Genomic DNA, 12998 nt, shown 5'->3' with positions numbered 1-12998 from the left:
AGCTTGCCCGCGATGGCGGGGTATCAGTCACTTCAATGTTGGCTGACGTACCGCTATCGCGAGCAAGCTCGCTCCCACATGGGGTCTACCTGTCGGTGAACCGTTTGCACGGCCACGGTCACTCAAAGGAAACACCAACCCGTATGTGGAGCTGACATGACGCGTGCACTTGCTATCCATGGCCAATGCGACACCCGTTTCGAACCGGTCAAAGCGGCGTTTATCCAGCTGATGCAAAGCCCCTTCGAACGCGGCGCCGCCCTTTGCATCCAGATTGACGGCGAAATCGTTATCGACCTGTGGGCCGGCATTGCCGGGCCGGAGCCGGACAGCCATTGGCAGCGCGACACGCTGCTCAATCTGTTTTCCTGCACCAAGCCCTTCACGGCGGTGGCGATCATGCAACTGGTCGGCGAAGGACGCCTGGACCTGGATGCGCCGGTCTGCCACTACTGGCCCGAATTCGCCAACGCCGGCAAAGCATCCATCACGGTGCGCCAGGTGCTTTGCCACCGCGCCGGACTGCCGGCGCTGCGCACGCCCCTGGCACCGGAAACCCTCTACGACTGGCACACCATGACCGACCTGATCGCCGAGGAAACCCCCTGGGCCGCGGCCGGAGAACAGCAGACCTATTCACCCTTGCTGTTCGGCTGGATTCTCGGCGAACTGCTTCGCCGGGTGGATGGCCTGACGCCGGCGCAAAGCATTCACCAGCGAGTGGCGGTGCCGCTCGGGCTGGACTTCCACCTCGGCCTGGACGACGCGACTATCGCGCGCTGCGCCTACATGGCACGGACCAAAGACGAGATCGACGACGAAGCGTTTGGCCGGGTACTGACGGACGTGCTCAACGAGCCGACCGCCATGAGCACACTGGCCTTCGCCAACCCACCCATGGTGCTGGGGCGCAGTAACGAGGCGGGCTGGAAACGCATGACCCAACCGGCGGCCAACGGACACGGCAATGCCCGCAGCCTGGCGGCGTTCTACGCCGGTCTGCTCGACGGGCAACTGCTGGAGTCGCCGCTGCTCAACGAAATGCTGCGCGAGCACAGCGCCGAATACGACCCGACCATCCAGACCCCAACACGTTTCGGCCTGGGCATCATGCTCAACCAGCCGGACGTGGCGAACGGCAGTTATGGCATGGGTAACGAGGCGTTCGGCCACATGGGCGCCGGTGGCACCATCGGCTTCGCCGACCCTGAACGCGGCGTGGCGTTCGGCTTCGCCTGCAACACCATTGGTTCCTACGTCTTGATGGACCCACGCGCACGCAGCCTGGCCAATGTCGCGATGGGCTGCCTGTAGGCCCTGGATGATCAGCTCAATGCTATTCACTTAAGCGAAAGATCAGGTTGTAGGGAGTTGTGGAAGATCGTTCCTCACGCTCCGCGTGGGAGTGCCGCCAGGGACGCTCCGCGTTCCGCTTCTGGAAGCAACCGGCTCACACCCCTGGCGGCACTACCACCTCCGCCACCTGCGGCTCGACCGTATCGGTATCGGGTGAGGCAACCACTTGTTCTTCGCTACCGGCCACGCGGGGCAGCGCGGCCTTGGCGATCATGTCCGGCTGGGCCAGCAACCTGTGCGACGCATCCAGGGGCATCAGCAAGCGTCCCCTGGCCCGGCCACGCACGGCAGGGTTGAGCATGCGCAACTCTCGCTCATGAACACCGGACAACTGTGCCAGGTGCGCCAGGTCCACGGGCTGCGCCAAGGCGACCATCTGGAAATACGGCTGGTCGGCGATGGGCGCCAGGCTCACGCCATAGTCGGCGGGCGTATTCACCAACTGCGACAGCGCCAGCAGCCGCGGCACATAGTTCTGGGTCTCGCCGGGCAACGACAGGTTCCAATAGTTGGTCGCCAGGCCGCGGGCGCGATTGCGCGTGATCGCGTCGCGTACGCGCCCCTCCCCGGCGTTGTAGGCGGCCAGCGCCAGCAGCCAGTCGCCGTCGAAGTAATCGTGCAGGTAGGACAAATAATCCAGGGCGGCCCGCGTCGATGACGGAATGTCCCGGCGCTCGTCATAGTCCCCCCGCTGCTGCAATTGATAACGGCGCCCCGTGGCGGGAATGAATTGCCAGAGGCCCAGGGCCTGGGCAGGCGATTGGGCGTTCGGATTGAACCCGCTCTCGATGGCTGGCAACAGCGCCAGTTCCAGCGGCATGTTGCGCTTGTTCAGTTCACCCACGATGAAGTGCAAGTAACGGCTGCCGGCGCGCCCGGTCTGGGTGAGAAAAGCCGGGCGATCCATCAGCCAGCGGCGCTGCTCATCGATGCGCGCCACACCCTGGGTCTTGGCCTGCAAGGAAAAACCCTGGCGCATGCGCGTCCACAGGCTGCCGCCACCGTTTTGCGGGGATGACTCGCTGATCTGGATGATCGTGTCCGTAGGCGCCGGTTCAAGCCAGCGCAGTTGCGAGCGGTAAGGCTCGTTGGCGAACGGATCGCCGATGGTCAACTGCGGTTCGAGGTGCTGGCAGCCATACAGCAAGGTCCCCATGGCCAGCATGGACAACCCTTTAGGGACGAATCGAAGGGCCGGCAAAGGTGCAAGTGATCGGGGCATGGGCGGTCAACCTTGAATGAGGTGGCGCCATTGGGTGGCAGATCACCGGACAGCGGTTCCACGCCGATCACCTCGATCATCGCCATCGGACGGCAGCGGCGTGCAGTTGGAACCGAAATGCCGCAGGTGTCACTCACCATGGGCAGCAGGCGCTCGTCGGCGCCTGGATGACAATGCGAGGTCACTCATGGCGTCACCCACCTATTGCAAGCTGATCGATCAGCTCTGCGAACTCACAATGATTCCTACCCCGTCAGCGTTCTACGAGCAGGCGAACCTGTCGGTCAAGGATGTGGACTTTTCCCTGAAGCACACCCCTGGCGTGGGTGAGGGAGACGTCTTTATCTACTGCAGCTTCGGGCCATTGCCGGTGGCGAATCGGGAAGCGGTCCTGCAACGGCTGCTGGAAACCAACCTGTACCTGCTGAGCGGCGCGTTCTGCCCTTCCCTGTCCTACAACCGCGACAGCGAACAGGTGATCCTGATCGGCCACGTCCCCCTGGAAACCCTCACGGCCGAGCGCCTGCTCGGGCTGATGGGCGGTGCCGCCGACATGGCGTTGATTTGGCGAGAGGGCTACTTCTTCGACGGCGCCAGCCCAAACGGCACCGCCAAGACCACCCAGCACAAACCCACCCCCCGCAGCACCGGGCTCAACAGTGCCCTGTCAATCTAGGAGAGCACGACATGCAAGATTTATCGGTAGGACGAAGCACCAGCGCGGCGGCGTTGCGTCAGCAACAGGACGATCAGATCACGCCGGTGGGAACCAGCCTCTCCGGGCAGGTCAGGCCCTCCACGAATCCCCTGGTGCCTTATCACTTCGAAGGAAAACCGACCGAGCAGACCCAGCAAACGCTCAAGACCAGGCAGCATCGCCTGACGGGACAGCTCAGAAACCTCAGTGACATAAACCCCAACAGCGATCCCATTGGCTACGCACGAGCGCATATGAGCCTGGAAGGTACAGTCTTGGACTTCGCGCCAGGCACAAGCTATCAAGACGTACAGAAGCACCTGACCGAACTCGGCGGCACGCCTCACCCGATGCTGTCGGGCCACGAAGAAACCGAAGCATTCGTCAAGGACTTCAACGAGTACCTGGGCAAGAACGAGGACGCCAGGAAAGAGGACGGCGGTTTCAAAGCCGTCTGGGACAAACACTGCGAGCGCATGGGTAATACCCTTGGCGCCTATCATTCGTTGTGCCAGGAAGTCATCGATAGCACCACGGAAGAGAAGGACCTTGCGCCTCTGCAAAACAGCCATGAAGCCTTCCGCGGTTATGCCAAAGGCATCATGCAAGCTATGACGCAAGACATGCCCACGCGCTTGAATACCTTCATGGAAAGCCGAATCGAGCATGCGCGCAGTGCAATGACCAATCAGAGCCTTTCCCAGCCCGAACGAGACCAGGCGACTGCTGAACTGAACCAACTGATCACGGTTCAGGAGGAGTTTGACGATTTCCAGGAACAGGAAGACAACAGCCCTAGCGAACTGGCAAAGGCGACGAAGAAAAACGACACTTTGGACACCGCGCTGAAGAACGTCGGACGCCAGGACTATGTCGCTGACCTCAAGACCCACAGTGGATTCCTGACGGGCCTGGCGGTATTTGCCGACGCAGGCATCCCGCAGGGCCTCGCTTCCTCGGCTCACTTCGGTGCCGCCACCGCGGCGATCGACGAGAAGCTGGCGGGTACGCACCTCGCCGGACATGCTGCAGGAACATCGGCGGTCCTGGGTGCAGCCCATAAGGTGGTCAGCGACAGCGCCCGTCCCATAATCCAGACCATCGTCGACAAAACCATCGGCAGTGGCCTGGAGAAGGTTGATCCGCTGTCGGTATACCCCAAGGCCCTGCAGGACATTACGGTGGGTGGACGTCGGGTCGCTAATCCTCAACGCGCGGCCATCGACAAGACGCAGGAAGACAAGCGCACCGGTTTCCTGCTTAAACAGAATGCCAATAACTTTGGCACCATCAGCGGCGACTTCACCGGTTACCTGGCTTTCGGCGCGGCTCACGCGGTACGAGAGACCCTGAATCAGTTCACGAGCGTGAGTGCCTCGGGCATCGGCGCTCGCAGCCTCGCCTCCGCCGTCGGTGGCGCCTTCATGGCCGGCGGCCAGGCAGTGGCCAAATACTCTCAAACCCACGGTGACGAGAAGATTCCAACCTATCGGGTCAAAAACGAAACACGCGAATGGAAGGAGCTGCTGCCCAAGGCGCTGGCCGAATCAAGCAAAGTGCTACCGACCAACATGACCAATATCAGTGACTATGCCAACCGGATCGTTGGCGTAAGCGCAGGTATTACCATGCGTACCGCAGTGGGAGACGCCGCCGCGGTAGGGGAAGATGCCGAGACGCTGGAAAAAATGCAGCAGATCATCACGACCTTCTTCTCCTCGGGCCTGACGCTGCTTCCGTTCTTCGCCAACAGCGTGGCGGCACCGCTGGAAAACAAAGCGCTGAACGACGGCAAGGACGACCTGACCGCACGCGCAAACGTACCGTGGCAGAACATCACCAATCCAAACCGGGACAGCCTGCCCCATACCCAACCCCCAGGTGTGGGACGCGCTGGCGAGAACCTCTATACCGCCGCTCGCGGCGCTAGCCAGCTGGCTACGCAAGCCACTGTCGCGGGGCTCAACGTAGGAGCCGAGTGGATTCAGAGCTTGGCCACGAGGCCTAAAGACCCAGGCGCTGGCGACAATATGGAGCTGGCGGAACGCGGCGAAGCGCGGCCCCAGGGCGGACCGTCCAACGAACCTGCACCCACTACCCGGCCAAGCTGACGAAACCACCGGGCCATCGTTCGATGGCTTGACGATCACCGGTTGAAACGCCCTCCTACGCCGGTCGCAGGAACCTCCTGTGGCCGGCCCTCGCGACACACGCCGACTCATATCCCTTTGCGCTTCGACGACGGCCGACGTGATTGCCGTGCCGATCGACGATAGCCTTCCGATTCAAGGCGCCGGCCTCCAAAGCCCAGCCACTGCCCGAGATCGTCCACCGCCTATACTCCCGCCCGCGAAGCGACTTGGAGAAAATCCCTCCGACGGACGATGCACCGGGAAGCAGCCATATGCTAAACAGGGAATCAGCAGCGGGACCATGGAGCCGCTGTCACCAGAATAAGGAATCACCATGAAACGCACCCTCATCGCCTTCCTGTCATTGATCGTCACCGCGATCATCGTCGCGGGCGGCTACCTCTACAGCAAGCAGCCCACCCGCCAGGGCACGGTGCAGCTGCAAGGGCTGCATGGCTCGGTGACGGTGCGCTACGACGAACGCGGTGTGCCGCATATCCGTGCCGAGAACGAAACCGACCTGTACCGCGCCCTCGGTTACGTCCATGCCCAGGATCGGCTATTCCAGATGGAGATCATGCGCCGCCTCGCCCGTGGTGAGCTGGCCGAGGTGCTGGGGCCGAAACTGCTCGACACCGACAAGCTGATGCGCAGCCTGCGCATCCGCGAGCGTGCCGCGGCCTATGTGACCGAGCAGGACCCACAATCCCCGGCCTGGATCGCCATGCAAGCCTACCTGGACGGCATCAACGCCTATCAGGACAGCCACACCCGGCCCGTGGAATTCGATGTGCTAGGCATTCCCAAGCGCCCCTTCACCGCCGAAGACACCGTGAGCATTACCGGCTACATGGCCTACAGCTTCGCCGCGGCCTTTCGCACCGAACCCCTGCTGACCTACGTGCGCGATGTCCTGGGTGCCAACTACCTGAACATTTTCGACCTCGACTGGCAGCCTCAGGGCGTGCTGGCCGAAGGTCGCAAGGGCGGCCTGCCGCTGGCGGCCGCCGACTGGAAAGACCTCAATGCCCTGGCCCGCCTGAGCGAGCAGGCCCTGGCTGATAACGGCCTGCCGCAGTTCGAGGGCAGCAATGCCTGGGCGGTTTCCGGCAGCCGCACCCACAGCGGCAAGCCGTTGCTGGCGGGTGACCCGCACATCCGTTTTTCCACACCTTCGGTGTGGTACGAGGCGCACTTGTCGGCCCCGGGGTTCGAACTCTACGGGCAGTACCAGGCGCTGCTGCCCTTCGCGACGCTGGGCATGAACCGGGATTTTGGCTGGAGCATCACCATGTTCCAGAACGACGACCTGGACCTGATCGCCGAGAAGGTCAACCCGGACAATCCCGAACAGGTCTGGTATCGCGACAAATGGGTGGACATGACCCGCAGCGAACAGCAGATCGCGGTCAAGGGCCAGGCGCCAGTGACGCTGGTGCTGCGCCAGTCGCCCCACGGTCCGATCGTCAACGACGCCCTCGGCGCGAATGCCGGCAAGACCCCGGTCGCCATGTGGTGGGGGTTCCTGGAAAGCCGCAACCCGATCCTCGAGGCTTTTTACCAACTCAACCGCGCGGACACCCTCGCCAAGGCCCGTGGCGCTTCGGCCAAGATCCACGCACCGGGGCTGAACGTAGTGTGGGCCAACGCCAAGGGGGACATCGGCTGGTGGGCCGCCGCGCAACTGCCCAAGCGGCTGGCCGGCGTGAAGCCCGGCTTTATTCTCGATGGCAGCAGCCCGGAGGCGGAAAAGGAAGGCTTCTATCCGTTCACCAGCAACCCGCAGGAAGAGAACCCGGCGCGGGGCTACATCGTCTCGGCCAATTTCCAGCCGGTGCCGGCCAGCGGCATCGAGATCCCGGGTTACTACAACCTCGCCGACCGCGGCCAGCAACTCAACCACCAACTCAGCGACAAGCAGGCGAAGTGGGACATCGAAACCACCCAGAAACTGCAACTGGGCACCACCACCGCCTACGGCCCTCGCCTGCTCGCGCCTTTGCTGCCGGTGCTGCGTGAAGTGGTCAGCGACCCACAGGAACAAAAATGGGTGGAACAACTGGCTCAATGGCCGGGCGATTACCCCCTGGAATCCACCAGTGCCACGCTGTTCAACCAGTTCCTGTTCAATCTGGCCGACGCGGCCCTGCACGATGAACTGGGCGATGGCCTCTTCGAAACCGCGCTGTCGACCCGGGTGATCGACGCAGCCCTTCCACGCCTGGCGGCTTCAAAGGATTCACCGTGGTGGGATGACCGCACAACCCTTGGCCCGGAGACCCGTGCCGATACCGTGAAAAAGGCCTGGGACAAGAGCCTGGCGCACCTGAAGGTCACCTTCGGCGACGATGCCACGCAATGGCAATGGGGCAAGGCCCACACCCTGACCCACGGCCACCCGCTGGGCCTGCAAAAGCCGCTGGACCGGATCTTCAACGTCGGCCCGTTCGCCGCACCGGGTACCCACGAGGTGCCCAACAACCTCTCCGCCAAAATCGGTCCGGCGCCCTGGCCGGTGACCTACGGGCCTTCGACGCGGCGCATCATCGACTTCGCCGACCCGACCCACAGCGTCACCATCAACCCCGTCGGCCAGAGCGGCGTGCCGTTCGACAAGCATTACGAGGACCAGGCCGAGGCGTACATAGAAGGGCTGTATCACCAGGCGCACCTGGCCGAGGAAGAAGTGACGGCCAATACCCATGGCACCTTGAAACTGTTGCCGGCCCGGGCGCCCTGAAGCGGGCGCAAGTCTTTTTTCATCGCCACACGGGCTTGATCGTCATTGATGGTCAAGACTACAAGGGCGCAATCCCGCCTTTCCCACTAGGAGTCAACGCTATGTTCAATAACTGGTCCGAGCTGCTGCCTACCATCAAGAGCGCCTTTGGCGCCCTGGGCAAAAGCAATCCGAAGATGGTCAAGGCCTACATGGCCCTGGACGAAGCCGCGGCTGAAAACGACGTGCTCGATGCCAAGACCCGTGAGCTGATCTCCATCGCCGTCGCCATCACCACGCGCTGTGACGGTTGCATCGGCGTACACACCGACGCCGCCATCAAGGCCGGCGCCACCCGCGAAGAAATCGCCGCCACCCTCGCCACCGCGGTGTCCCTGAACGCGGGCGCGGCCTACATCTACTCCCTGCGCGCGCTGGAGGCCCATGACGCGTTGAAGAAGTGAAGGGCCAATACCTGCCCACCGCTATCGCGAGCAAGCCCGCTTGTGTCTTGCGCTGCGATTAGACTGAAGGTGAGAGCGGTGGGCGGCAAGCTGAACGCCCGAAGTGCTTAAAGCACGTGTGGGAGCCCATGCTGCCACTCACCTCTCCACTCTGGTCATTGAGCCCGAACAGTTGAACGAGCCCACCTCGAACAGTTACAAGCGTGGGCCAAGCCAGAGCGCTCTCACCTTGAGTGTAAGAGGGTTTGGCTATGTTTTCCTATCCAGCAGGTATTGATGTTTCCAAAGACAGTCTTCAGGTTCAGGTTGATCTGTTAGATGTCGGGGTGAGTTGCCCTAACGCCGAGGGTGATTTTCCTGGATTAATTGGTTGGCTACTGCTCCATCAGGTCGGTCGCGTGTTGCTGGAAGCCACAGGCGGTTACGAACGAAACGTCATGAAAGCGCTTCAGGCTGCAGGCTTTGAGGTCATTCGGATCAACCCTTGCCGTGCCAAGAACTTTGCCAAAGCAATGGGACAACAAGCTAAAACCGACCCGATAGATGCGCGCCTCCTGGCACAATTTGCAGCGGTTATCAAATCTGCTAACAGCCGGGTCACAAGTGCCGAACAGGACGACTTACGCGCACTGGTCCAGCAACGGGAAAACTTTGTTCAGCAAAGAGATGACGACAAGCGCAGACTTAAAACGGCCTCGTCTGAGGCAGTCAAACCCGCGTTGCAGAGTCATATCGACTATCTATGTGAAGCCGTTAAGCTGATAGAAAAATTGATCCGTCAAAGCGCTGAAAGCCTGGACCGTGAAAAAGTTACTCGTCTGCGCTCGGTCAAGGGGATCGGTCTCGTTACGGCGGCTAGTGTAATGGCCTATCTTCCAGAGCTCGGCGAGGTTGGCCGGCATCAGATCGCTGCATTAGCAGGTATCGCCCCCTACAACGACGATAGCGGTACGCACAAAGGCAAACGCTACATCAGTGGCGGTAGGTTCGCCGCCAGACGCGCTCTGTATATGGCCTGCTGGTCTGTGATCAGGTTTCAGCCTGACTTCAATGCGCGGTATAAGGCGCTGCGCGAGAGAGGTAAATGCGCCAAGGTTGCGCTCATCGCATGTATGCGAGTCTTGTTGGTACGTCTAAACGCAATGATCCGGGATGGTTCTGAGTGGAAGGGCCGCATCGCCTGAATTGTGATTATGGGAATCCCCTTCAGACTTGCATAGCCCAGAGCTGTGGGAGCCTCGCTGTCCCTGGAAAAGATGGCTAAATAAATCATCCAAGACAGTTGCTCCCACAATGGGATTTGCATTCGGCGCGGATTTATAGGCAACCCAAAAACTCTGTGGGAGCAAAGCTTGCTCGCGATGGCGGCCTGACATTCAACATTTTCATTGACTGCCACACCGCTTTCGCGAGCAAGCCCGCTCCCACAGGTTTAGACCGGTGCGGTCTCTGCCCGGCGCACTTCCGGTTGCTTCCAGGAGTCGGCGGCGCTTTCTTCGATGGCTTGCTGGATCGCCCGCTTACGGCTTTCTTCGGCGCGGCGGCTGAAGAACCAGACCAGGAAAGTCACCAGCGACACCGCCAGCAGAATCAGGCTCGCCACGGCGTTGATTTCCGGTTTTACCCCCAGGCGCACCGCCGAGAACACTTCCATCGGCAAGGTCGTCGAGCCGGGGCCGGAGACGAAGCTCGCCAGCACCAGGTCATCCAGGGACAGCGCGAACGACATCATGCCCCCCGCTGCCAGTGACGGCGCGATCATTGGGATGGTGATCAAAAAGAACACCTTCCACGGCCGCGCACCGAGGTCCATCGCCGCTTCTTCGATGGACAGGTCCAGCTCACGCAAGCGCGCCGAGACCACCACCGCCACATAGGCCGCGCAGAACGTGGTGTGGGCGATCCAGATCGTGACGATGCCACGCTCCTGAGGCCAGCCAATCATCTGGGCCATGGCCACGAACAGCAGCAACAGCGACAGGCCAGTGATGACTTCCGGCATCACCAACGGCGCGGTGACCAGGCCGCCGAACAGCGTGCGCCCCTTGAAGTGGGTGATGCGGGTCAGCACGAAAGCCGCCAGCGTACCCAGGGCCACCGCGGCAATCGCCGTGTAGCAGGCGATTTCCAGCGAGCGCATCACCGAGCCCATCAACTGGCTGTTGTCCAGCAGGCCGACGTACCACTTGATCGACCAACCGCCCCACACCGTCACCAGTTTCGAGGCGTTGAACGAGTAGATCACCAGGATCAGCATCGGTGCGTAGATGAACAGCAAACCCAGCACCAGCATCAGGCTTGAAAAACTGAAGCGCTTCATTCCTTGCCCTCCATTTCTTTGGCCTGACTGCGGTTGAACAGGATGATGGGCACGATCAGGATCGCCAGCATCACCACCGCCAGGGCGGATGCCACCGGCCAGTCACGGTTGTTGAAGAATTCCTGCCACAGCACTTTGCCGATCATCAGGGTTTCCGGGCCACCCAGCAGTTCCGGGATCACGAACTCGCCCACCACGGGGATGAACACCAGCATGCAACCGGCGACGATGCCGTTCTTGGACAGCGGCACGGTGATTTTCCAGAAACTGTTGAAGGTGCTCGAACCCAGGTCCGACGCGGCTTCCAACAGGCTGGGGTCATGCTTCACCAGGTTGGCGTACAACGGCAGGATCATGAACGGCAGATAGGAGTAGACGACCCCGATATACACCGCCAGGTTGGTGTTGAGGATTTGCAGCGGCTCGTTGATCCAACCCATGCTCAGCAAAAAGCCGTTGAGCAAACCGTTGTTGCTGAGGATGCCCATCCACGCGTAGACGCGGATCAGAATCGCGGTCCAGGTCGGCATCATGATCAGCAGCACCAGCACTGTCTGCATCTCTTTGCGGGCATTGGCGATGCCATAGGCCATCGGATAACCGATCAGCAGGCACAAGACGGTGCTGATCAGCGCCATCTTCAGCGAGCCAAGGTAGGCGGCAATGTACAGCTCGTCCTCGCTCAGCATCGCGTAGTTGGCGAGGTTGAGCAGCACCTGCAGCTTCTGGTCGACGTAGCTGTAGATCTCGGTGTACGGCGGGATGGCCACGTCGGCTTCGGCGAAGCTGATCTTCAGGACAATGAAGAACGGCAACATGAAGAACAGGAACAGCCAGATGAAGGGCACCCCGATGACCAGTTGGCGGCCACCGGGCGTTATTCGATCGAGTCGGCGTTTGAGTTTGCGCAGGTTCATGAGCGAAGCACCACGCCGCTGTCGTCTTCCCACCAGACGAATACCTGGTCGCCCCAAGTCGGACGCTGGCCGCGGCGTTCGGCGTTGGCGACGAAGGACTGCACCAGCTTGCCGCTCGGCAACTCGACGTAGAACACCGAGTGGCCACCCAGGTACGCGATGTCATGGACCTTGCCGCTGGACCAGTTGTTCTCGCAGGTCGGTTGTTCGGCGGTGACCAGCAGTTTTTCCGGGCGGATGGCGTAGGTCACCGACTTGTCCTGCACCGAGGTGCTGATGCCGTGGCCCACGTAGATGTTGCGGTCCAGGTCCTTGCAGGTCAGCACCGCGTGGCCTTCGGCGTCGTCCACCACTTCAGTCTCGAAGATGTTGACGTTGCCGATGAACTCGCAGACCAGCCGGCTGGTCGGGGTTTCGTAGATGTCGATCGGGCTGCCGATCTGGGCGATCCAGCCCAGGTGCATGATCGCGATGCGCTCGGCCATGGTCATGGCCTCTTCCTGATCGTGGGTCACCATGACGCAAGTCACGCCAACCCGCTCGATGATCTCCACCAGCTCAAGTTGCATTTGCGAGCGCAGCTTCTTGTCCAGGGCCCCCATCGGCTCGTCGAGCAACAACAGCTTCGGCCGCTTGGCCAGGGAACGGGCCAGGGCCACGCGCTGGCGCTGGCCGCCGGAGAGCTGGTGTGGCTTGCGCTTGGCGTACTGGCTCATCTGCACCAGCTTGAGCATTTCAGCCACGCGGGCATCGACCTCGGCTTTCGGGATCTTGTCCTGCTGCAAGCCGAAGGCAATGTTCTGCGCCACGGTCATGTGGGGGAACAAGGCGTAGGACTGGAACATCATGTTGATCGGCCGCTCGTAGGGCGGCATGTCGGTGATGTCCACGCCATCGAGGAAAATCCGTCCCTCAGTGGGCCGCTCGAAACCGGCCAGCATGCGCAGCAAGGTGGATTTGCCCGATCCCGAACCGCCGAGCAAGGCGAAGATCTCGCCTTTCTTGATTTCCAGGGACACATCGTCCACGGCAATCGTCTCGTCGAACTTCTTCGTGACCCGGTCGATTTTGACCAACACCTGCTTGGGTGTCTGGTCGCCCTCGAGGGCTTTCTTATAGGCGCCGGAGGCAACTGCCATTTACGAAACTCCCACAGAATTTGCAGTTCGCC

10 protein-coding genes are annotated in these 12998 nt (G+C 61.4%); 6 read left to right on the top strand and 4 right to left on the bottom strand.

Annotation, left to right across the window (positions count from 1 at the left end; translation table 11 throughout):
* The first annotated feature begins 156 nt into the window (after positions 1-156).
* Positions 157-1314 (top strand): serine hydrolase domain-containing protein, encoded by a 1158-nt coding sequence (locus AB4O22_RS28340; RefSeq protein WP_223472103.1) that lies wholly within the window; start codon positions 157-159, stop codon positions 1312-1314.
* A gap of 136 nt (positions 1315-1450) precedes the next feature.
* Here AB4O22_RS28340 and AB4O22_RS28335 read toward each other — a convergent pair whose 3' ends face one another.
* Positions 1451-2578: a transglycosylase SLT domain-containing protein gene (locus tag AB4O22_RS28335; protein ID WP_460097651.1), complete on the bottom strand. Its 1128-nt coding sequence runs from the start codon at positions 2576-2578 to the stop codon at positions 1451-1453.
* A 187-nt stretch (positions 2579-2765) separates the two neighbouring features.
* Here AB4O22_RS28335 and AB4O22_RS28330 point away from each other — a divergent pair, with 187 nt between their 5' ends.
* The 5 genes from AB4O22_RS28330 (at position 2766) to AB4O22_RS28310 (ending at position 9774) form a co-directional block, all read left to right on the top strand.
* Positions 2766-3254 carry a CesT family type III secretion system chaperone gene (locus tag AB4O22_RS28330; RefSeq protein WP_223472101.1) on the top strand — a complete coding sequence of 163 codons (489 nt, stop codon included), beginning with the start codon at positions 2766-2768 and terminating at the stop codon, positions 3252-3254.
* A gap of 11 nt (positions 3255-3265) precedes the next feature.
* The gene (locus AB4O22_RS28325; RefSeq protein ID WP_460097649.1) at positions 3266-5386 is read left to right on the top strand and encodes a type III effector; all 2121 of its coding nucleotides are present in this window, start codon (positions 3266-3268) and stop codon (positions 5384-5386) included.
* A 355-nt stretch (positions 5387-5741) separates the two neighbouring features.
* A complete protein-coding gene (locus tag AB4O22_RS28320) occupies positions 5742-8147 on the top strand; it encodes a penicillin acylase family protein (RefSeq protein ID WP_460097648.1) in 2406 nt (801 codons plus the stop codon).
* Positions 8148-8248: 101 nt separating this feature from the next.
* Positions 8249-8590: a carboxymuconolactone decarboxylase family protein gene (locus AB4O22_RS28315; RefSeq protein WP_003206631.1), complete on the top strand. Its 342-nt coding sequence runs from the start codon at positions 8249-8251 to the stop codon at positions 8588-8590.
* 251 nt (positions 8591-8841) lie between these two features.
* Positions 8842-9774, top strand: a complete 933-nt coding sequence (locus tag AB4O22_RS28310) for an IS110 family transposase (RefSeq protein WP_460096585.1) — start codon at positions 8842-8844, stop codon at positions 9772-9774.
* A 248-nt stretch (positions 9775-10022) separates the two neighbouring features.
* Here the strand turns inward: AB4O22_RS28310 and AB4O22_RS28305 are convergent, their stop codons facing one another.
* The 3 genes from AB4O22_RS28305 to AB4O22_RS28295 are packed head-to-tail and all read right to left on the bottom strand — an operon-like array spanning position 10023 to position 12966.
* Positions 10023-10910 carry an ABC transporter permease subunit gene (locus tag AB4O22_RS28305; RefSeq protein ID WP_214510032.1) on the bottom strand — a complete coding sequence of 296 codons (888 nt, stop codon included), beginning with the start codon at positions 10908-10910 and terminating at the stop codon, positions 10023-10025.
* A complete protein-coding gene (locus AB4O22_RS28300) occupies positions 10907-11827 on the bottom strand; it encodes an ABC transporter permease subunit (RefSeq protein ID WP_223472098.1) in 921 nt (306 codons plus the stop codon). The genes AB4O22_RS28305 and AB4O22_RS28300 overlap by 4 nt, the downstream gene beginning before the upstream one ends.
* Positions 11824-12966, bottom strand: a complete 1143-nt coding sequence (locus AB4O22_RS28295) for an ABC transporter ATP-binding protein (protein ID WP_003177402.1) — start codon at positions 12964-12966, stop codon at positions 11824-11826. Before AB4O22_RS28295 ends, AB4O22_RS28300 begins: the two co-directional genes overlap by 4 nt.
* Positions 12967-12998: the final 32 nt, after the last annotated feature.

The organism is Pseudomonas sp. S3_B11 (assembly GCF_054667715.1).
This window is presented reverse-complemented; position numbering and strand designations above follow the sequence as displayed.